The sequence below is a fragment of the Streptomyces sp. NPDC051322 genome (genome assembly GCF_040689485.1).
Lineage (GTDB): Bacteria > Actinomycetota > Actinomycetes > Streptomycetales > Streptomycetaceae > Streptomyces.
Map to the genome: position 1 here is coordinate 385156 of NZ_JBFBAK010000008.1, position 21918 is coordinate 407073.

The 21918-nt window shown below is 69.7% G+C and carries 16 protein-coding genes; 7 read left to right on the forward strand and 9 right to left on the reverse strand.

Annotated features, from left to right (window positions below; translation table 11 throughout):
* Positions 1-7 precede the first annotated feature (7 nt).
* On the forward strand, positions 8-3403 hold the full coding sequence (locus AB0436_RS21030) for a trypsin-like peptidase domain-containing protein (RefSeq protein WP_366469409.1): 3396 nt from the start codon (positions 8-10) through the stop codon (positions 3401-3403).
* 73 nt (positions 3404-3476) lie between these two features.
* Positions 3477-4430 carry a bifunctional riboflavin kinase/FAD synthetase gene (locus tag AB0436_RS21035; protein WP_366469446.1) on the forward strand — a complete coding sequence of 318 codons (954 nt, stop codon included), beginning with the start codon at positions 3477-3479 and terminating at the stop codon, positions 4428-4430.
* A 39-nt stretch (positions 4431-4469) separates the two neighbouring features.
* Here the strand turns inward: AB0436_RS21035 and AB0436_RS21040 are convergent, their stop codons facing one another.
* The 9 genes from AB0436_RS21040 to ctaD all read right to left on the reverse strand — a co-directional run bounded on the left by AB0436_RS21040 (position 4470) and on the right by ctaD (position 16202).
* Entirely contained in the window at positions 4470-5477 is a 1008-nt protein-coding gene (locus tag AB0436_RS21040; RefSeq protein WP_366469410.1) for an ABC transporter ATP-binding protein, read from the reverse strand.
* On the reverse strand, positions 5474-6544 hold the full coding sequence (locus AB0436_RS21045) for an ABC transporter ATP-binding protein (RefSeq protein WP_366469447.1): 1071 nt from the start codon (positions 6542-6544) through the stop codon (positions 5474-5476). The genes AB0436_RS21040 and AB0436_RS21045 overlap by 4 nt, the downstream gene beginning before the upstream one ends.
* On the reverse strand, positions 6490-7395 hold the full coding sequence (locus AB0436_RS21050) for an ABC transporter permease (RefSeq protein ID WP_366469411.1): 906 nt from the start codon (positions 7393-7395) through the stop codon (positions 6490-6492). Before AB0436_RS21050 ends, AB0436_RS21045 begins: the two co-directional genes overlap by 55 nt.
* Positions 7392-8462 (reverse strand): ABC transporter permease, encoded by a 1071-nt coding sequence (locus AB0436_RS21055; protein WP_366469412.1) that lies wholly within the window; start codon positions 8460-8462, stop codon positions 7392-7394. The genes AB0436_RS21050 and AB0436_RS21055 overlap by 4 nt, the downstream gene beginning before the upstream one ends.
* Before the next feature lie 3 nt (positions 8463-8465).
* Entirely contained in the window at positions 8466-10337 is a 1872-nt protein-coding gene (locus AB0436_RS21060) for an ABC transporter substrate-binding protein (RefSeq protein WP_366469413.1), read from the reverse strand.
* Between the two features lie 177 nt (positions 10338-10514).
* On the reverse strand, positions 10515-13382 hold the full coding sequence (locus AB0436_RS21065) for an SCO5717 family growth-regulating ATPase (protein ID WP_366469415.1): 2868 nt from the start codon (positions 13380-13382) through the stop codon (positions 10515-10517).
* Positions 13383-13660: 278 nt separating this feature from the next.
* Positions 13661-13972: a DUF397 domain-containing protein gene (locus AB0436_RS21070; RefSeq protein WP_366469416.1), complete on the reverse strand. Its 312-nt coding sequence runs from the start codon at positions 13970-13972 to the stop codon at positions 13661-13663.
* A gap of 105 nt (positions 13973-14077) precedes the next feature.
* On the reverse strand, positions 14078-14419 hold the full coding sequence (locus AB0436_RS21075) for a hypothetical protein (RefSeq protein ID WP_365848824.1): 342 nt from the start codon (positions 14417-14419) through the stop codon (positions 14078-14080).
* 52 nt (positions 14420-14471) lie between these two features.
* Positions 14472-16202, reverse strand: coding sequence for a cytochrome c oxidase subunit I (gene ctaD / locus AB0436_RS21080; RefSeq protein ID WP_366469417.1), 1731 nt, complete (start codon positions 16200-16202; stop codon positions 14472-14474).
* Between the two features lie 270 nt (positions 16203-16472).
* On the opposite strand from ctaD, the gene rpsO reads away from it, so the two are divergent.
* The 5 genes from rpsO (at position 16473) to AB0436_RS21105 (ending at position 21913) form a co-directional block, all read left to right on the forward strand.
* Positions 16473-16763 carry a 30S ribosomal protein S15 gene (gene rpsO, locus AB0436_RS21085; protein ID WP_067164948.1) on the forward strand — a complete coding sequence of 97 codons (291 nt, stop codon included), beginning with the start codon at positions 16473-16475 and terminating at the stop codon, positions 16761-16763.
* 278 nt (positions 16764-17041) lie between these two features.
* Positions 17042-19255, forward strand: a complete 2214-nt coding sequence (locus tag AB0436_RS21090) for a polyribonucleotide nucleotidyltransferase (protein WP_366469448.1) — start codon at positions 17042-17044, stop codon at positions 19253-19255.
* On the forward strand, positions 19252-20631 hold the full coding sequence (locus AB0436_RS21095; protein ID WP_366469418.1) for a pitrilysin family protein: 1380 nt from the start codon (positions 19252-19254) through the stop codon (positions 20629-20631). The genes AB0436_RS21090 and AB0436_RS21095 overlap by 4 nt, the downstream gene beginning before the upstream one ends.
* Positions 20632-20696: 65 nt before the next feature.
* On the forward strand, positions 20697-21452 hold the full coding sequence (gene dapB, locus AB0436_RS21100; RefSeq protein ID WP_366469419.1) for a 4-hydroxy-tetrahydrodipicolinate reductase: 756 nt from the start codon (positions 20697-20699) through the stop codon (positions 21450-21452).
* Positions 21453-21460: 8 nt separating this feature from the next.
* Positions 21461-21913: a tetratricopeptide repeat protein gene (locus AB0436_RS21105; protein WP_365848818.1), complete on the forward strand. Its 453-nt coding sequence runs from the start codon at positions 21461-21463 to the stop codon at positions 21911-21913.
* Positions 21914-21918: the final 5 nt, after the last annotated feature.

A 21918-nucleotide genomic window follows, 5' to 3' on the forward strand; every position in this document is an offset into this window, starting at 1 on the left:
CGATGACATGGGAAGCGGGGAGACGCTGGTACGCATCTGCGATCCGGCAGGGCGGCCACGGGGTACCGGCTTCGTCGCCGACGACCGGGGCACGGTGGTGACCGGCCACGAGGTGATCGACGGGCTGGCCGGGGCCGTGCTGCACGCCCCGTGCGGCCGGAGCTGCCTCGCCGAGAGCGATGCGATGACCCTACTGCCCGAGCTGGGACTCGCGCTGCTCCGCACCGATGGCCTGGGCGGGCGGCCGCTGCCCATCTCCACCAGGGAGACCGTCCGGACGGGTACCTACGTACGGGTCGCCGCACACGGCTGGCGCCAGGCACGGGTGCTGGGCGTGGCACCGGTGACGTATGCGGCGGCCGGCCGCAGCCATCAGCTCGACTCCGCACTGGAGTTGGCGATGGGTACGGAGGGCAGCGATGCGCTGCGGCCCGGAGGCGCGGCAGCCGGCGGCCCGGTCGTCGACGCCACCACGGGGGCGGTGCTCGGCGTGCTCGGCACCGCACTGCGGGGCGCGCATCCGGCCGCCGGCTTGGCGGTGCCGCTGCGCGGCGCCGCGCTCGCCCCGCTGCTGCGGCGCAACGCCGCGACCGTGCCGGGACACGGGCGCGACCTCAATCTCGCCGGAGTGCTGGAACTGACCGCACTCTCGGTGGGATCGTCCGGCGGACCCGCCGCCCGGCCCGAGCCGGTGGAACGGGCCGCCGTCCTCCGCCAGTTGGCCGAGTTCACGGCCGGTGACAGTTGCCTGCTCGGCCTGGTCGGCGACCCGGGCACCGGCCGGACGACGGTACTCAGGGCCCTTGCCGCCCGGCGCGCCCTCGGCGCGGAGCCGGCCCCGACCCTCTGGCTGCGCGGCGCGGATCTGCGGGCCGACGACACCTCGGTGGCCGATGAGCTGACCCGTACCCTCCGGCAAGCGGGTCGGATCGTGGCCGCCGGAGAAACGGGCAGCGCCACCCCGGAGCAGGTCGCCCGGATCGCCGCCGGGGCCGGGCAGTCGCTGCTGGTGCTGCTCGACAGCCCGGAGGAGATGCCACCGCCGGCGCAGGCGCCGGCGGTGTGGACAGCGCGGACGGTGCGGTGGCTGCGTGCGCACGGCGTACAGATGATCATCGGATGCCGGCCGGAACACTGGGAGCAGCTGCCGCTTCCGGGTACACCACGCGTGTCGACGGGCGACCTGCTCCCTCAGGAAGCCGCCGTGGCACGGCAGCGCTACGGCATCCCCGACGGGACGCTCGCAGCCGAGGACGCCGTGCACCCGCTGACCCTGCGGATGTTCGCCGAGGTGCGGGCGGCGCTGCCCGGCGGCGTGGACGGCTGTCCCACGCGGGAAGACGTCTTCACCGCGTACCTGAGTCTGATGTGTCTGCGCATCGCGGTACGGATCGCTGCCGCCCGGGGCCTGGCAGCGCGTACGCCTGCTGTGCGCGGCAGCGCGGTACGGCGGCTGGCGGCGCGGGTCTCCGGGCAGGTGCACGAGGCGGCGCGACGCTGCCTGGGGCCCGGCCAGGGCGATCTGGACCGCGCATCCTTCGAGGAACTCTTCCCCTGGCACACCGGCTGGGCACCCGCGGTACTGGCGGAAGGCCTGCTGGCCCCCGCGGGACCCGGTTACCGCTTCGCTCACAGTGAGCTCGCCGACTGGCTGCAGGCCGAGCATCTCGACCTGGACGGGGCCCTGTACGCGCTGGTGCACCGCCGGTCCGGCCCCGAGGGGTGTCCCGGGGGCGGCGCCACCGGGCCGTGGGAAGACGCTCCGGTGCCGGCGCCCGTGGTTCCCCGGCACCGGATCGGTCCCGTGGTGCAGGCGCTGCTCCTGCTGGAGCGTCGGCACGGCCCGCACGAACTGGAGCGCAGACTGCGGGGCCTGATCGAAACCCTGGACCGGTTGCACGGTCCCGCATCCGGCGAGGCCGAGCCGCGCGCCGAGAGGGATCAGAACAGCGAGGCGCGGTGGTGGGCGGCCCGTCTGCTGGCTGACGTCCTGCTGCGGCTGCCCGACCCCCGCAGCCAGCTCGGCGTGCTGCGGCTCCTCGCCGACCGGATCACCCTTCTCTCGGTGCGCTCCGGCGATCCCGGGCGCCTTTGCGGCTTCCAGCGCTTCGGCAGCGCCTTCTGGGAACAGCTGAGGATCGGCGAGAGCCGGCGCATCGACCTGCTGCGGCGGCTGGTACCGGCCGATGGCGCACCCGGCAGCCCCGTCAGATCCGGCAGCCCCCGCTATCTGGACGCCGTGGGCCGGCGGCTCGCGGCCGATCCGCGGTCCGTACAGCCCTTGCTGTGCCGCTGGTTCACCGACGAACGGCCGCTGCCCTCCGTCGTACACAGCGAGCTGCGCCCCACCGTCGCGGGCGCCGCCCAGGCGCTGCTGTACGCACGCCGCGGCCTCGCCGTCGACGACCTCGCCGAGGCGCTGGTGGCCACCACGCATCCCCGCGCCGAGGAACTGCTCGCCGCGCTGACCGAGGACGAGCCGTCGGCGATGTGCCGCGCCGTCGACCGTTGGGCGCACGACGACCGGCCCGAGCGGTGGGTCGCCGCGGCCGCCCACATCGGGCCGGCAGCCGTGCACGCGAGAACCGACGGCGATCGCGAGCTGTTGCACTATGCCGCACGCGCACTACTGGCCCGCCCCGACGACGCGTCACTTCACGGGCCCGCCCTGGAACTGCTCATCAGGGATCCGCGGACCCGGGAGCGTCATCTGCCCCGGGCCATGGCGCTCTACGCGGCCGGACATCCGACGTTGCCCGCGGCCGCCCTCGCCGCAGCGCTGCCCACCTGTCCGGAGGCGGTGCGCACAGTCCTCGTCCGGGACTGTGCCGACCGCCGTCCCGACGGCGCCGCACAGGCGGCGGCCCTCATCGATCACCTGCTCGAGCAGGACCTTCCGGACCGGGTCCTTCCGGATCCCCGCGCCGTCCTTCTCCCGCTGGTCACCGGCCTGCTGCACGGCCGGCCCGCCCGCGTGCGCGGCGCCCTGGCCGCGGTACTCGCCGCGCCCGGCCGCCGGTGCGCACAGCACCTGCGGGACGAGCTGCTCGATCTGCTCCTGGACTACGAGCGCTACGGGGCGGGCGTGGAGGCCCGGGACGACACTTCGGTACCGGAAGCGTTGCTGCGGGCCGCCGCGCTGGGTTCCGGCCGCCGCGCCGAGTTCCGAACCCGTGACCTGGTCCACCGGACAGGCCTGCTGATGGGCCGTACCCCGGAGGGCGCGGCGCGGTTCGACCGGCAGCTCGTCGCACTCTGCCGCGAGATGCCGGGACTTGCCGCGCTGGTCGCGGACTGGCTCGCGGTGGCGCCGCAGGAGTGGGCCGTGCTGGTGGGGCCCAGCACGCTTCGGACGGTCGAGAAGCTGGGTGCGCACATGCCGATGCACACCGCGCACGTATGACATGGCAGTCTTAGACCTGCATGAGTGCACAGTAATGATCATGTACACGGGTTCGGGCGAGGAGCGGGTCTCAGTGCAGCGCTGGCGTGGCTTGGAGGACATTCCCCAGGACTGGGGACGCAGCGTCGTCACCATCGGCTCGTACGACGGCGTACACCGCGGTCACCAGCTGATCATCGGACGGACCGTGCAGCGCGCCCGAGAACTGGGTGTGCCCTCCGTCGTCGTCACCTTCGACCCGCATCCCAGCGAGGTCGTGCGCCCCGGCAGCCACCCGCCGCTGCTCGCACCGCACCACCGGCGGGCCGAGCTGATGGCCGAGCTGGGCGTGGACGCGCAGCTGATCCTCCCCTTCACCGCCGAGTTCTCGCAGCTGTCACCCGCCGACTTCATCGTGAAGGTCCTGGTGGACAAGCTGCACGCGCGGCTGGTCATCGAGGGCCCCAACTTCCGCTTCGGCCACAAGGCGGCCGGCAACGTCGACGTGCTGGCCGAGTTCGGCACGACGTACGACTACCGGGTCGAGGTCGTCGATCTCTCGGTGAGCGGCGCGGCGGGCGGCGGCGAACCGTTCTCCTCGACCCTGACGCGCCGCCTGGTCGCCGAGGGCGACATGACGGGCGCGGCGGAGATCCTCGGCCGCCCGCACCGTGTCGAGGGCGTCGTGGTGCGCGGTGCCCAGCGCGGCCGTGAGCTGGGCTTCCCGACGGCGAACGTCGAGACGCTGCCGCACACGGCCATCCCGGCGGACGGGGTCTACGCGGGCTGGCTGACCGCCGACGGCGAGCGGATGCCGGCGGCGATCTCGGTCGGCTCCAACCCCCAGTTCGCCGGCACAGAGCGCACCGTGGAGGCCTACGCCATCGACCGCGTCGGGCTCGACCTGTACGGAATGCACGTCGCGGTCGACTTCCTGGCCTATGTGCGCGGCATGGAGAAGTTCGAGTCCATCGACGCGCTGCTGGTGGCCATCGCCGACGACGTGAAGCGTTGCACCGCCCTGATCGAGGCGTACGAACAGCGCTGAGCCGGGACCGGGCGGGGACGCCCGGCCCTGAGCCCGGCCCTAGGAGGCGGCGACCGTCTCCGACGCCTTGAGCGCAGTCGCCCAGTGGCAGGCCACCCGGGTCCCGGTACCGCTGCTCGGCAGCACCGGCAGATCCTGCGTACGGCAGGCGTCCGCCACCCCGGCGCGCTCCGCCTCACCGGAGGCGAGGATCTGGCAGCGGGCGTGGAACCGGCAGCCGGACGGTACCCGGGACGGGTCCGGGGGCTCGCCGGTGAGCACCACCGGATCGCCCTCGGCGTCCGGCATCACCGACAGCAGCGCCTGCGTGTACGGATGCCGGGGCGCCGTCAGGATCTCGTCCACCTCGCCCGTCTCGACGATCCGGCCGAGGTACATCACCGCGACCCGGTCGGCGATGTTCCAGGCGAGCCCCAGGTCATGGGTGACGACCAGGGCGGAGAGACCCAGCTCGTCACGCAGCCGGAGCAGCAGGGCGAGGATCTCCCCGCGGACCGACGCGTCCAGCGACGCCACCGGTTCGTCGGCCACGATCAGTTCCGGCTCCAGCACCAGCGCACCGGCGATCACCACGCGCTGGCGCTGCCCGCCCGACAGCTCGTGCGGGTAGCGCAGGAAGAACCGCTCGGGCGGCCGCAGCCCTGCCCGCGACAGCGCCTCGGCCACCGCGGCCCGCTCGTCTCCCGCGGAGCCGTGGATGCGCAGGCCCTCCGCCACCGCTTCGTACACCGTGTGACGCGGATTCAGCGAACCGCTGGGGTCCTGCAGCACCAACTGGACCCGCTTGCGGTAGGCCTTGAGCGCACGCGAGGAGTAGTCGAACGGCTTGCCGTCGAACATGATCTGCCCCGCCGTCGGCCGGACCAGGCCCAGCAGTGAGCGGGCCAGTGTGGTCTTGCCGCACCCGGACTCGCCGACCAGTGCGACGATCTCACCCGGCCGGATGTCGAGGTCGACCCCGTCGACCGCGCGTGCCTCGGGGCCTCCGCGCCGCCCGGGGAACGCTACTTCCAGCCCTGCCGTGCCGATCAGGGGAGTGCTGGTCATGAGGTGCTCCTTGCTTCCTCGGCGCCCTGCTGCGCCGCCCCGGGGTGATCGGCCGCCGTCGGCCCGATGAGCACGCAGGCAGCCTGACGACCCTGCCCGGCATCCCGCAGCACCTGGTCCTCGGTGGCACACACGTCCAGCGCCGCCGGGCAGCGTGGATGGAACGTACAGCCCGAAGGCAGCGCCGCCGGGTCGGGCGGATCACCGGGCAGCCCGCGGGGCGCGCGCCGGGACGCGGCGTCGCCGATCCGCGGGAAGGCGCCGGACAGGGCACTGCTGTACGGATGCGCGGCGGCGGTGAAGACCTGCTCGGCCGGGCCCTCCTCGACGACCCGGCCCGCGTACATCACCGCCAGCCGGTCGCAGGTGTCGGCGAGCACGGCCAGGTCGTGGCTGATCATCAGCAGACTGATGTCCTGCTCCGCCACCAACTGCTCGATGAGCCGGAGGATCTGGGCCTGGATCATCACATCGAGCGCGGTGGTCGGCTCATCGGCCACGATCAGCTGCGGATCGCAGGCCAGCGCCATCGCGATCATCACCCGCTGGCGCATACCGCCGGAGAGTTCGTGCGGATAGGCGTCCACCCGGGCAGCCGGCAGTCCGACCTGCTCGAGCAGGTCGCCGGCCCGTCGGCGGGCGGCCGCCGGGGTCGCCTGGCGATGCACCAGAAGCGGTTCGGCGATCTGGTCGCCGATCCGGTGCACCGCGTTCAGCGAGTGCATCGCGCCCTGGAAGACGATCGACGCACCGGCCCAGCGGACGGCCCGCAGCCTGCCCCACTTCATGGTGAGCACGTCCTCGCCGTCGAGCAGGATCTCACCGGTCAGCTTCGCCGAGGCGGGCAGCAGGCGCAGCAGCGCCAGCGCCAGGGTCGACTTCCCGCATCCCGACTCACCGGCGATGCCGAGTTTCTGCCCGGCTCCCACGGTGAGGTCCACACCGCGTACGGCGGGGACCGCGGTCGGCCCCGACCCGTAGGTCACGTGCAGGCCCTTGATTTCGAGGAGGCTCAACGGGCCACCCCCAGCTTCGGATTGAGCACGGCCTCGACGGCACGGCCGCAGAGGGTGAAGGAGAGCGCGACCAGCGCGATGGCGATGCCGGGCGGGGCCAGATACCACCAGTGCCCCGAGGAGACCGCGCCCGCCTCACGCGCGTCCTGGAGCATGCCGCCCCAGGAGATGACCGTCGGGTCGCCGAGGCCCAGGAACGCGAGCGTCGCCTCGGTGAGGATGGCGTTGGAGATTCCGAGCGTCGTCTGGGCGAGCACCAGCGGTACGACGTTGGGCAGCACGTGCCGCGACATGACGTGGCCGTGACCGCCGCCGAGCGCCCTGGCGCGTTCGATGTAGGGCCGAGATTCGACGGCGATGGTCTGCGCCCGCACGAGCCGGGCCGTGGTCGGCCAACTGGTGACCCCGATCGCCAGGATCACCGTCCACACGGAGTGATTGAGCACCGTCGCCAGCACAATCGCGAGCACCAGCGTCGGCATCACCAGGAACCAGTCGGTGATCCGCATCAGAACCGTCGCGAACCAGCCACCGAAGTGCCCGGCGATGATGCCGACCAGCGTCCCGATGGCCACCGAGAGGGCGGCGGCGAGCAGCCCCACGGTGAGCGAGATACGCGCCCCCCACACCAACAGGCCGAGCAGTGAGCGCCCGAACTGGTCGGTGCCGAGCGGGAACTCGCCGCTCGGTGCCTCGAGGGCCGTGCCGGGAGCCTTGGTCACGCTCTGCACGTCGGCGCCGACCAGCAGCGGCGCGGCCAGCGCGATCACCGCGATCAGCACCAGCCCGGCGAGTCCGAGGACCCCGGCCCGGTGCGTGCGGTACTGCTGCCAGAAGCGGGCCACCGAATGCCGGCGCCTGGCCCAGGCCAGCGAGCCGGCGGTCTGTTGTGCGGTCGTCATCGGCCCACCCTGGGATCGAGCAGCGGATAGAGCAGATCGGCGAGCAGGTTCATCACGATCATCGCGCCCGCGAACACCACGAACAGGCCCTGCACCAGCGGCAGATCCGGCACGCTCAGCGCCTGGTAGAACAGGCCGCCGAGACCCGGCCAGGAGAAGACGGTCTCGACCAGGATCGAACCGGCCGCCACATGGCCGAAGTTGATGAAGACCATCGTGACGGTGGGCAGCAGCGCATTGGGTACCGCGTGGCGTCGGCGGACGAGATCGTCGCGCAGTCCCTTGGCCCGTGCCGTCGTCAGATAGTCGCTGCCCATCTCGTCGAGCAGCGAGGAGCGCATCACCAGCAGCGTCTGGGCGTAACCGACCGCCACCAGGGTGATGACCGGCAGGACCATGTGGTGCGCCACATCGGTGACGTACGCGAAGCCGGTGAGGCCGCCGGATTCCATGCCGCCGGTGGGGAACATGCCGGGGATCGGGCCGATGCCGACCGAGAAGATGATGATCAGCAGCAGTCCCAGCCAGAAGGACGGCACCGACCAGAGGGTCAGCGCCACCCCTGTGTTGACCTTGTCGCCGAGCCCGCCGTGACCCCACGCGGAACGGGTGCCGAGCCAGAGACCGAGGGCCGAGTAGATCACTACGGCAACACCGGTGAGCAGCAGCGTCGCGGGCAGCTTCTGCGTGATCAGGTCCCAGACCGGGGCGTGGAACTGGTAGGAGGTGCCCAGATCGCCGCTGAGCGCCTTGGTGCAGTACTCGGTGAACTGACGCCACATCGGCAGATCGAGCCCCAGTTGCTGACGCAGATGCACCAGCTGGGCGGGGGAGACCGGGCGGCCGTGCGTCATGGTGCGGACCGGGTCGCCCGGGATCACCCGGAACAGGAAGAAGCTGGTGACCAGCACGGCGAACAGCGAGACGGCGGCGCCGGCGAGCTTGCCGCCCACATACAGGAGATACGCGGTCGCGTTACGGGTGCGGGGGCCGGACGGCCCGGTCTTCACCTGGACCGGGCCGTCGGCCGCACCCTCCGCGAGCGGAGTGGTGCTTGCAGCGCTCATGGATTATTCACGGTCTTCCGCGGTGGAACGGCGGCGCAGGGCGACGAAGCCTCCGAGCCCGATGACGATGACGGCCGCGACGATGCCGATGATGAGGCCGGTCGAGGAGCCCGACGACGACTTGGCGGCGCTGTTGCTCGCCGGAACCGCCGACCACCAGCTCCAGTAACCGTCCTGGCCCCAGATGTTGCCTGCGGCCTCGGGCATCGTCTCGATCGACTTGATCTGGTCGGTACGGTACGCCTCGACGGCGTTCGGGTACGCCATGACATTCATGTACCCGGTGTCGTACAGCCGCGATTCCATCTGCTTCACCAGATCGGCCCGCTTGGCCGGGTCGTACTCGGCGCCCTGCTGGGCGTACAGCTCGTCGAACTTCTTGTCGCAGATGAAGTTGTCGGTGGCGCCGGTGTCCTTGGGCGTGCCGGGCAGCGCGGCGCAGGTGTGAATGGAGAGGACGTAGTCCGGGTCTGGGTTGACCGAGTAACCGTCGAAGGCCAGGTCGTAGTCACCGGCCAGCCAGGGGTCGGAGACGTTGTCCAGGCAGTCGACCGTGAGGCCGATGCCGAGCTTGCCCCACCACTCCTTCATGTACTTGCCGATGGCCTTGTCGTTCGGGTCGGTGGCGTGGCAGAGGATGCGGAAGTTGAGCGGCTTCCCGTCCTTACCGAGGCGTTTGCCCGCGCTGTTCTTCCGGTAGCCGGCCTCGTCGAGCAGGCTGGCAGCCTTGGCCGGGTCGTACGAGATCTTCTGCTCCGCGGCCGGCTTCCAGAAGTAGCCGGAGAAGCGCGGCGGGATGTAGCCCTCGCCCTGGACGGCGTGGCCCTGGAAGACCTTGTCGATGATGGTCTTCGTGTCGGTGGCCGCGAAGAGCGCCTTGCGGACCTTCGGGTCGAGCAGCGCGGGGTTGCCGTTGCCGAACTTCTTGCCGTTCTTGGCCTTGGCGCCGGGGTTGGTGGCGAGGGCGTAGAACCGGCGGCCGGGTGCGTCGTTGACCTTGATGTTCTTCTCGGTCTTGAGCGCGGCGGCCTGCGCCGGGGTGAGGCCCTGGACGAAGGAGACCTCGCCCTTCTCCAGCGCGGCCACCGCGGAATCGTTGTCCTTGTAGAACTTGAAGTCCAGTTCGTCGAACTTCGGCGTGCCCCGCCAGAAGGTCTTGTTCGGCTTGAACTTCAGATACTGGTCGACCTTGTAGTCCGTCAGAATGAACGGCCCGTTGCCGACGATCGGGAACTGCTTGTCGTTGTTGAACTTCGAGAAGTCCTTGACCTTCTCCCAGACGTGCTTCGGCACGATCGGCACGTCGAGCGCCGTCATCGTGGCCTGCGGCTTCTTCAACCGGACGACCAGCGTCTGCGGGTCCGGTGCGGTGACCTTCCTGAAGTTCGCGGTGAAGTTGCCGTTCGCGGTGGCCGCGCCCTCGTCGGTCATCATCTTGTTGAACGTCCAGGCCGCGTCGTCGGCGGTGGCCTGCCGGCCGTCCGACCACTTGGAGTTCTTGCGGATGGTGAACGTCCACGTGAGTTTGTCCGGCGAGGTCTTCCAGGCGGTGGCGAGACCCGGGATCGTGTGACCGTCCTTGACGTCATAGTTCGTCAGGTAGTCGTACATCAGCCGCAGTGCGGTGGTGGACCCCAGACGGGTGGCCAGAAAGGGACTCAGTGAGTCGATGCTCTGGTTCACGGCGACAGTGAGGACCTTCTTGCCGCCGGACGGAGCATCGCCCTTGGTCGTGGCCGCCTGGGCCTGCTGCGGAGCAGGGTTCAGCGGGGTCGCGGCGGCCGCCGCCAATGCGAACGCGGCGGCGCCGGTGGCCAGAAGCAGACGGGTGCGGGAGCGGTGCTGGATGGTGCCGGTCGGAGCTCTTCTGTCCATGGGGCGTTGACCTCGCGTCAGGTGAATCATGGAGTCGCCAGCTGGTGAAGCGAAGGTTTATCAGCGGTGGTCTAAACGTGTCAACGTTGCCTCATACCCCATCTGGGCTGCGGAAATACCTGAAGGCCCACACCGTGCAGACGGTGTGGGCCTTCAGTGGTCTATACCTCTATTGCCTTACTGCTGAGGGGCTGGCGGGGGCTGCTGCCAGCCTTGTCCCGGCGGCGGGTACTGCTGCGGATACTGCTGGCCGCCGTACGGCTGTGGAGGCGGCTGCTGCTGGCCGTAGGGCTGGGGAGGCTGTGGCTGCTGTGGTGCGTACGGCTGGTGCTGCGCGCCGCCCGGCATCGGCGGTGCCATGTGCGGCGGCGCGGCCTGACCGTCTCCGGTCCACAACCCCTGAGCCTGCTGCGCCCGCTGGAAGTCCTCGGCGACCAGGGCCGAGAGGTTGAAGTACGCCTCGCGGGTCTTGGGCCGCATCATGTCCAGGTCGACCTCGGCGCCCGCCGACAGATGCTCGTCGAACGGCACGACGACGACCGCGCGGCAGCGCGTCTCGAAGTGCTGCACGATGTCCTCGACCTTGATCATCTTGCCGGTCTCGCGGACCCCCGAGATCACCGTCAGCGAACGGGAGACCAGTTCGGCGTAGCCGTGCGCGGAGAGCCAGTCGAGCGTGGTGCTCGCGCTGGACGCACCGTCGACGGACGGAGTGGAAATGATGATCAACTGGTCGGCCAGGTCGAGGACTCCGCGCATCGCGCTGTAGAGCAGGCCGGTGCCCGAGTCCGTCAGGATGATCGGGTACTGCTTGCCCAGGACATCGATGGCCCGTCGATAGTCCTCGTCGTTGAACGTGGTGGAGACGGCGGGGTCCACATCGTTGGCGATGATCTCCAGCCCGGACGGCGCCTGCGAGGTGAACCGGCGGATGTCCATATAGGAGTTGAGGTGCGGGATCGCCTGGACCAGGTCACGAATGGTGGCACCGGTCTCGCGCCGTACCCGGCGGCCGAGCGTTCCGGCGTCCGGGTTGGCGTCGATCGCCAGAATCTTGTCCTGTCGCTCGGTGGCGAGCGTCGAACCCAGCGCGGTGGTGGTCGTGGTCTTGCCGACGCCGCCCTTGAGGCTGATGACGGCGATCCGATAGCAGGACAGCACCGGTGTGCGGATCAGATCGAGCTTGCGCTGCCGCTCGGCCTCCTCCTTCTTGCCACCGATCTTGAAGCGGGACGCACCGGCCGGGCCGCTGCGGCTGCTCTTCGCCTTCTGCTTGTTCCGGATCAGCCGGTCGGACGAGAGCTCAACGGCCGCCGTATAGCCGAGCGGTGCACCGCCCGGGACGGAACGCTCGCGCTGATCGTGCGCGACGGGCTGCGGCCAGGCGGCCCCGGTGCGCGGGTCGACGGGCCCCGGAGGCGGCTGCTGCCCCTGCGGCTGCTGCGGCCCGTGGGGAGCCTCGGGAACCGGTTGCGGGAAGCCGTATCCGCCCTGTGGCGGGTGGGGCACCTGCGGGGCCTGCGGTCCGCGTGGTGGCGGCGGGCCCTGCGGCTGCTGGGCAGCGGGCAGGTTCTCGGCGGGCGGCGGGAAGCCGTAACCCGCCCGGGGTGCCTGCTGCTGCGGGATCTGCGGTGCCTGCTGCTGGGGGAAGCCGTATCCGCCCTGCGGCGGCTGGGGCGTGCCGGAGGCCGGCGGTGCCTGAGGTGCCTGGGACGCCTGCGGCGGGAGAGGCAACGGCTGCGGCTGCTGGGCGGGCGGCTGGGCCTGTTGCGGGAAACCGTAACCGCCGTGCGGCGGATACGGGTTCTGCGGCGGCTGTTGCTGCGCGGCCGGCGGCTGAGGCGCGGGCGGCGGAAAGCCGTAGCCGGCCTGGGGGCCCTGCGGCTCCGGCTGCTGCTGGGCCGGCGGTAGTGCCTGCTGCGGAAAGCCGTAACCGGCCTGGGGCGTCTGCGGAGGAGGCGCCTGCGGGGACGGCGCCTGGGGGGCGGGCGGCTGCAGCGGTTCGATGGCCGGGGGCTGCGGCGCGGCAGACGACCGGGGATAGCCGTAACCACCCGGCAGGTCGGGTGTGGGGACGGCCGGTGCATCCCATGCCGCGGGGGGAGCCGCGGGGCCGCCCTGCGGCTGGGACTGATCGGCCGTCGGGGTGGGCATCGGCCACTGCGCCGCGGGGGGCGGGGTCGCGGGCTGAAACGCCGGGGGCAGCGGCGGCAGTTGACTCTGCGGCCCGTCCGACGGGGCAGGCGACCAGGGCTGCCCCGATGGCGGCGGCGTGTCCTGCGGGACGGCGTCCTTGATCACGTCCACCGGCACGGCGTCGGCGGGCTCATCGGTCGGCCCGTCCGTCTCGGCCGTACCGTCCGCCGTCTCGTCCGCCGTCTCGGAAAGCTCGTTCCGGGTGTCGGCACCGCTCCATGGCTCAACGGCCGACTCGTTCCTGGACGACTCCGGTTCCTTCGCTTCCGTCTGTTCGGTACTTGCGAGGGCTGCGCCGCTCTCATCGGCAGGCTCCGAGAAGACCACCGGAGCTTCGGCGCGCTCCCGGGCGGCCTTCGCGGCCGCTTCCAGCTTCTCGAACTCACGCTTCAGCGCGGCCGGTGAGAACTTCATGGTCGCGCCGCTCTCCACGTCGCCACCCCCGAGAGCCTCCGCAGCCTTCTCCGGCCGCTCGGGCTCCTGTTCGGCGGCCGGCTCCGGCTCCGGCGCGCGCTCCGGAGCCGCTTCGGGCTCGGGCGGCGACGGTGTCCAGCTCGGCTGGAACCCCCCGGTCAACGGCAGGCCGGGCACCGCGGCCGGCCCCCCGAGGGGCGGGCCGGCCTGAACCCGCGGCGGCGGGGGAGTGGGAGCCGGCGGCGGGGTCGGCTCCGGCGCGGGCGTCACCGGCTCCGGTTCCTTCGCCTGCGCGTCCGACGCGTTCTGCGTGTACCAGGCCGGCGGGGTGTAGTCGATGGTGAACTCACCTGTCGTCTCGACAGGCTCCGCGTCGGACTGATCGTCGACGGGTGAGTTCGAGCCCCCGCGGATCTCGTCCCGATCGCTGCTCACAATGCCTCCCGCTGGTGGTCGAGCACCCTCGTGCCGTAGTGGTGGGGGGCGACCGTTCCTGTCGTCCGATCCGCCTGGCTCTCCCCGTAAGGACGCGAACGACCCGCTCGCGGGTTCTGACGTGCGCCCCGTCCCAGCCTAATCACCAATCGCACCGGCACGGCATGGCGGAGCGCACCGGGAGCAGTGACCTTTACGTCACGCCCGGCCCAGAACCTGCCGAGTTACGTCACATCGCGTCGATCAAAACGTAAGGAAGGCGCCAAAAGCGGACGATATCAGGGTCGTTGTTCCGTTACGGCTGCGGTTCCGCCGTTGTGCGGCGCGGGCTCCAGATCGAACTCGCCGTCCCGGGCTCCCAGCACGAAGGCACGCCATTCGGCTTCGGTGTAGCGCAGCACCGTCCCGTGGTCGATGGACGACCGCATGGCAACGGCCCCGCCGGGCAGATAGGCGATCTCGACCCGCTCCTCGTGTTCCGAGGTGCCGGGCGCGCTCTGCCATTCGACCCCCGAGATGTCGAGGGCGTAGAGCTCGTCCTTCTCGCGCTCCTTGCGATCCTTCTCGCTTGATCCCGTTGCATCAGCCATGGCGGCGCGGTCCCTTCCCGACGTAAGAACAAGCTGCCGACCCACCCTACTTGGGCGGTCGGCGCCTGATCACACCTTCGTCACGGTGCACGGTGACGAACGTTTTCAGCGGCTGAGAAGCTCGATCGCGGTACAGGTGCCACCCGCCGCGCCGACCGCCATCACGGTCACCGCCACACAGCGTCTTTTCAGTTGCCGGTAGCGCGCCGTGTACTCGGCGCGCAGCGAGACGGCCCGGTCGGCGATCCGGACGAGCACGGCCCGGGAGACGGCAACCCGGTCGTCGGTGTAGACCCGCTCCACGTCCTCGCGCTGTGCGGCCGTCAGCCAGGGCAGTTGCTCGGCGAAGCACACCGCCTGGCGGCGGGCCTCGTCGACCTCGGCGTTCCACAGGAGATATCCCTCGATCTGCACCAGACCGCGCGCCATGTCCCCATCGGCCTCCACGCCATCTCCTTCCTCGGGGGATACGCCTCAGCAGCTGTCGTCCGGCTGCTCCTCAGCTCTGCTTGTCGCCGGGGGCCACGGTGGCGGAGGCAATGGGGCGGTTGGCGATTTCGTCGAGCGTGACGATTTCCGGGTGGTGCAGGTCGAAGGACGGCGCTTCGGAGCGGATCCGCGGCAGGGTGCAGAAGTTGTGCCGCGGCGGCGGGCAGGACGTCGCCCATTCGAGTGAGCGTCCGTAGCCCCAGGGGTCGTCGACCTCAACTTTCTTGCCGTACTTGGCGGTCTTCCAGACGTTGTAGAGGAACGGCAGGAGCGACAGTCCGAGCAGGAAGGAGCTGATGGTCGAGACGGTGTTCAGAGCGGTGAAGCCGTCGGCTGCCAGGTAGTCCGCGTAACGGCGCGGCATGCCCTCGACACCCAGCCAGTGCTGCACCAGGAAGGTGCCGTGGAAGCCGACGAACAGAGTCCAGAAGTTGATCTTGCCGAGCCGCTCGTCCAGCATCTTCCCGGTGAACTTCGGCCACCAGAAGTAGAACCCGGAGAACATAGCGAAGACCACGGTGCCGAAGACGACGTAGTGGAAGTGCGCCACCACGAAGTACGAGTCCGAGACGTGGAAGTCCATCGGCGGCGAGGCCAGGATGACACCGGTCAGACCACCGAAGAGGAACGTGACCAGGAAGCCGATCGACCAGAGCATCGGGGTCTCGAAACTCAGCGACCCCTTCCACATCGTGCCGATCCAGTTGAAGAACTTCACCCCGGTCGGCACCGCGATCAGGAAGGACATGAAGGAGAAATACGGCAGCAGCACCCCGCCGGTGACGAACATGTGGTGCGCCCATACCGTCACCGACAGGCCGGCGATCGAGATCGTCGCGCCGACCAGGCCGATGTAGCCGAACATCGGCTTCCTGGAGAACACCGGGATGACCTCGGAGACGATCCCGAAGAACGGCAGCGCGATGATGTACACCTCTGGATGGCCGAAGAACCAGAAGAGGTGCTGCCAGAGCAGCGCGCCGCCGTTTGCCGAATCGAAGATGTGCGCGCCGAACTGCCGGTCGGCCTCCAGCGCGAGCAGGGCCCCGGCGAGGATCGGGAAGGCGAACAGCACCAGCACGGCGGTCAGCAGGACGTTCCACACGAAGATCGGCATCCGGAACATCGTCATGCCGGGGGCGCGCATGCAGACGATCGTGGTGACGAAGTTGACCGAGCCGAGGATCGTGCCGAAACCGGACAGCGCCAGACCCATGATCCACATGTCGGCACCCACATCCGGCGAGTACTCCGCGCTGTTCAACGGAGAGTAGGCGAACCAGCCGAAAGCTGCCGCGCCCTGCGGTGTGAGGAAGCCGCCCACGGCGATCAGCGAGCCGAAGAGATAGAACCAGTACGCGAGCATGTTCAGCCGCGGGAACGCCACATCGGGCGCGCCGATCTGCAGCGGCATGATCCAGTTCGTGAATCCGGCGAACAACGGGGTCGCGAACATCAGCAGCATGATCGTGCCATGCATGGTGAACGCCTGATTGAACTGCTCGTTCGAGACGATCTGGGTGCCGGGGCGGGCGAGCTCGGCGCGCATCAGCAGGGCCAGCACACCGCCGATGCAGAAGAAGGCGAACGAGGTGACCAGATACATCGTGCCGATCGTCTTATGATCGGTGGTGGTGGCCCAGGAGATGATGACCGTGCCAGGACGTCTCCGGCGTACCGGCACCTCGTTCGCGTAAGTGGCCTCTTCCTCTGCCGAACCCTCGGTGGCCCTCGTCGTCACAGCGACGTTCCTCCTGATCGATGCGCCAAAAACAAGCAGGAGCATGGCGCAGCCCCGGTCGGGCGCCCCAGATTCACCCGTTTCGGGGCGTGTCGAGGGTGCTGATCGGGCGTACCGAAAGACTGGTACTCTGTGTGGCGGCCGTTTGTGTACGCGCCTCCGGATCGTCGGAGGCTGCGCCCAACGGATCTCCGCCTCCCGAGTTACGGAAGATCCCCAGAGAATTCGACCTGGGGCACTCGGTGGCCTGAACACTCACGAGGAGTAAACGTGTCACTCGACGCCGCTACGAAGAAGCAGATCATGTCCGAGTTCGGCCAGAAGGAGGGCGACACCGGTTCCCCCGAGGTTCAGGTCGCCATGCTCTCCCGCCGCATCTCGGACCTGACGGAGCACCTCAAGACGCACAAGCACGACCACCACTCCCGCCGGGGTCTGCTGATCCTGGTCGGCCAGCGTCGCCGCCTTCTGCAGTACCTGGCCAAGAAGGACATCCAGCGCTTCCGTGCGCTGGTCGACCGCCTCGGCATCCGCCGCGGTGCGGCCGGCGGTGCCAAGTAAGTACGCCTGTGAGCAAGGGAGCGGGCCCCACATCCAGGGGACCGCTCCCTTTGCTGTACGTGCGGAACCCGCACCGGGCTCAGTAACCTGGGCTTACAACGCGACAGCGAACGAGGAGAGGCGCACCCCCGCCGCCACCGGTCCTCGGTAGTGGCCCCCGGGAAAACGCCCGGGTGCTTCGATCGAAGACCGGTCCCGCACTCAGGGAGCGCTTCTCCGCACCGTCCTCCGCTACACGGGCGAGGGGACGAAAGACGACGAGTATGGAGAAAACGCTAGTGGAGAACGAGACCCACTACGCCGAGGCCGTTATTGACAACGGAACCTTCGGCACCCGCACCATCCGCTTCGAGACGGGACGGCTGGCCAAGCAGGCCGCCGGTTCCGCCGTGGCGTACCTGGACGACGACACCATGGTGCTGTCGGCCACCAGCGCTTCGAAGAAGCCCAAGGACCAGCTCGACTTCTTCCCCCTGACGGTGGACGTCGAGGAGCGGCAGTACGCGGCCGGCAAGATCCCCGGTTCCTTCTTCCGCCGTGAGGGCCGGCCCTCCGAGGACGCGATCCTCACCTGCCGCCTGATCGACCGCCCGCTGCGCCCCTCCTTCAGGAAGGGCCTGCGCAACGAGATCCAGATCGTCGAGACGATCATGGCGCTCAATCCCGACCACCTCTACGACGTGGTCGCGATCAACGCCGCCTCGTGCTCCACGATGCTGGCCGGCCTGCCGTTCTCCGGCCCGATCGGCGGCACCCGGGTCGCCCTGATCAAGGGCCAGTGGGTTGCCTTCCCGACGCACACCGAGCTCGAGGACGCCGTCTTCGACATGGTCGTCGCGGGCCGCGTCCTCGAGGACGGCGACGTCGCGATCATGATGGTCGAGGCTGAGGCCACCGAGAAGACCATCCAGCTCGTCAGGGACGGCGCCGAGGCCCCCACGGAGGAGGTCGTCGCCGCCGGTCTCGAGGCCGCGAAGCCCTTCATCAAGGTGCTGTGCAAGGCCCAGTCGGACCTCGCCGCCAAGGCCGCCAAGCCCACCGGTGAGTTCCCGGTCTTCCTCGACTACCAGGACGACGTCCTGCAGGCGCTCACCGCCGCCGTCAGCACCGAGCTGGCCAAGGCGCTCACCATCGCCGGCAAGCAGGAGCGCGAGGGCGAGCTCGACCGCATCAAGGAGATCGCCGGCGAGAAGCTGCTCCCGCAGTTCGAGGGCCGCGAGAAGGAGATCTCGGGTGCCTACCGCGCGCTGACCAAGAAGCTGGTCCGCGAGCGCGTCATCAAGGACAAGGTCCGTATCGACGGCCGTGGCGTCACGGACATCCGTACGCTCGCCGCCGAGGTCGAGGCGATCCCGCGGGTGCACGGCTCGGCGCTCTTCGAGCGTGGCGAGACCCAGATCCTGGGCGTCACCACCCTCAACATGCTCCGTATGGAGCAGCAGCTGGACACCCTCTCCCCGGTGACCCGCAAGCGCTACATGCACAACTACAACTTCCCGCCGTACTCGGTCGGCGAGACCGGCCGCGTGGGCTCGCCGAAGCGCCGCGAGATCGGCCACGGCGCGCTCGCCGAGCGCGCCCTGGTGCCGGTGCTGCCGTCGCGCGAGGAGTTCCCCTACGCGATCCGCCAGGTCTCCGAGGCGCTGGGCTCCAACGGCTCGACGTCCATGGGCTCGGTCTGTGCCTCCACCATGTCGCTGCTGAACGCCGGTGTGCCCCTCAAGGCCGCCGTCGCCGGTATCGCCATGGGTCTGATCTCGCAGGAGATCGACGGCAAGACGCACTACGTCGCCCTCACCGACATCCTCGGTGCGGAGGACGCGTACGGCGACATGGACTTCAAGGTCGCCGGTACCAAGCAGTTCGTGACCGCGCTGCAGCTCGACACCAAGCTCGACGGCATCCCCGCCTCGGTGCTGGCCGCCGCGCTGAAGCAGGCCCGGGACGCCCGCCTGCACATCCTCGATGTGATGAACGAGGCCATCGACGTCCCGGACGAGATGTCCCCGAACGCCCCGCGGATCATCACCGTCAAGATCCCGGTGGACAAGATCGGTGAGGTCATCGGCCCCAAGGGCAAGATGATCAACCAGATCCAGGAGGACACCGGCGCCGACATCACGATCGAGGACGACGGCACCATCTACATCGGTGCCCAGGCCGGCTCGCAGGCCGAGGCCGCGCGCGCCACGATCAACTCGATCGCCAACCCGACCATGCCGGAGGTCGGCGAGCGCTACCTGGGTACGGTCGTCAAGACCACCACCTTCGGTGCGTTCGTGTCGCTGATGCCGGGCAAGGACGGCCTGCTGCACATCTCGCAGATCCGCAAGCTGGCCGGTGGCAAGCGCGTGGAGAACGTCGAGGACGTGCTCGCGGTCGGCTCCAAGGTGCAGGTCGAGATCGGTGAGATCGACTCGCGCGGCAAGCTCTCCCTGGTCCCCGTGATCGAGGGAGAAGAGGACCAGAAGAAGGACGACTCCGACAAGTGACGTCCCGTAGTTCCGCGGCGACGGCCCGCACCTCCTCGGAGGTGCGGGCCGTCGCCCGTACCCAAACGCTTCTCAAGGGCGAGAACGGCGCAGGTACCGTCCGCAGAACCACCCTTCCCGGTGGTCTGCGGATCGTCACCGAGACGCTGCCCTCCGTCCGGTCGGCAACCTTCGGTATCTGGGCGAACGTCGGCTCCCGTGACGAGACGCCCGCGCTGAACGGCGCCACCCACTATCTCGAGCACCTCCTCTTCAAGGGCACGGCCAAGCGCAGTGCCCTCGACATCTCGGCTGCGATCGACGCGGTCGGCGGCGAGATGAACGCCTTCACGGCGAAGGAGTACACCTGCTACTACGCACGGGTCCTCGACACCGACCTGCCACTGGCCATCGATGTCGTCTGCGACATGCTGACCGGCTCGCTGATAACGCCCGAGGACGTCGACGCGGAACGCGGCGTCATCCTCGAGGAGATCGCCATGACGGAGGACGACCCGGGCGACTGTGTCCACGACCTCTTCGCGGCCACCATGCTCGGCGACACCCCGCTCGGCCGCCCGGTCCTCGGCACCGTGGACACCGTCAACGCCCTGAACCGCGGCCGGATCGCCCGCTTCTACAAGAAGCACTACGACCCGACGCACCTGGTCGTCGCTGCCGCGGGCAACATCGACCACGCCACGGTGGTACGCCAGGTCCGCCGGGCCTTCGACCGTGCGGGCGCCCTGTCCCGCACGGACGCGGTCCCGCTGGGCCCGCGCGAGGGCTCCCGCACCGTTCGGCCCGCAGGCCGTGTCGATCTGCTGAACCGGAAGACCGAGCAGGCGCACGTCGTCCTCGGCATGCCGGGTCTTGCCCGCACCGACGACCGGCGCTGGGCCATGAGCGTGCTGAACACCGCGCTCGGCGGCGGTATGTCCTCACGCCTCTTCCAGGAGATCCGGGAGAAGCGCGGCCTCGCCTACAGCGTGTACTCGTACACCTCGGGCTTCGCCGACTGCGGGCTCTTCGGGGTCTACGCCGGCTGCCGGCCGAGCCAGGTGCACGAGGTCCTCAAGATCTGCCGCGCGGAACTGGCCCAGGTGGCGTCCGACGGACTCACCGATGACGAGATCCGCCGCGCCATCGGCCAGCTCGCCGGTTCCACGGTGCTCGGGCTGGAGGACACCGGCGCGCTGATGCACCGGATCGGTAAGAGCGAGTTGTGCTGGGGCTCCCAGATCTCGGTCGACGAAATCCTGGAACGGACCGCGTCGGTCACCCCGGACGACGTACGCTCCGTCGCCCGCGACATCCTTGACCAGCGGGTCTCCCTGTCGGTTATCGGCCCGCTGAAGGACAAGCAGGCCGACCGCCTCCACGAAGCGGTCTCCTGACCGCGGGCGATCCGACCACGAGCGGTTTCGAGCACCAGCGGTCCGAGCACGAAGGAAGAGAGAGCATGAGCAGCAAGCTGCGGGTAGCGGTCATCGGCGCCGGGGGCCGTATCGGCTCCGAAGCCGCGCGGGCCGTCGACGCCGCCCCCGACCTCGAACTGGTCGCCGCCATCGACCGCGACGACACACTCGAGGCGCTCACCGCAGCCGGGGCCCAGGTCGCCGTCGACCTGACGCACCCGGAAGCGGTGATGGGCAACCTGGACTTCTGCGTACGCAACGGAATCCACGGCGTCGTCGGCACCACCGGCTGGACCGACGAGCGCCTCGCCGAGCTCCGCGGCTGGCTCGAGGGCTCGCCGGGGACCGGCGTGCTGGTGGCTCCGAACTTCTCCATCGGCGCCGTGCTCACCATGACGTTCGCGCAGGCAGCGGCACGATTCTTCGAATCCGTCGAGGTCATCGAGCTGCACCACCCGAACAAGGCGGACGCCCCGTCCGGCACCGCACAGCGCACCGCACAGCTGATCGCGGCGGCTCGGACGAAGGCCGGCTGCGACCCGCAGCCCGATGCGACCAGCACCGCCCTGGACGGGGCGCGTGGCGCCGATGTCGACGGCGTCCCCGTGCACTCGGTACGGCTGCGCGGCCTGCTGGCCCACCAGGAGGTGCTGCTCGGCGGTGCCGGCGAGACGCTCACCATCCGCCACGACTCCCTGCACCACAGCAGCTTCATGCCGGGCATCCTGCTCGGCGTCCGCCGCGTGGTCACCGCCCCCGGCCTGACCCTCGGCCTGGAACACTTCCTCGATCTGAGCTGACGGCGACCATGCGCGCAAAGATCACTTACTTCGTCACGGCTGCCGTCCTGGTCTTCTACTTCTTCCTGGTGGGCAGCCGGGGCGTGCTGCTCATCCAGAACGGCACGCTGCTCACGGTTACCTTCGGTGTGGCCGTGCTGATCCTTCCGCTGATCGGCATCTGGTTCCTCTGGAAGAACACGCAGTTCGTCCAGCGCGCCAACCGGCTCGCTGCGGAACTGGACGCCGAGGGCGGTTTGCCGGTGGACGAGTTGGTCCGTACGCCGAGCGGCCGTATCGACCGGGACTCGGCCGACGCGGTCTTCACCCGCCGCAAGGAGGAGACCGAGGACAGCCCGGACGACTGGCGCTGCTGGTTCCGGCTCGCCGTCGCCTACCAGGACGCCCGGGACACTCCGCGCGCCCGTAAGGCGATGCAGCGCGCCATCGCACTGCACGCGGGCCGTCCGGTGAGCGTCTGACAGCG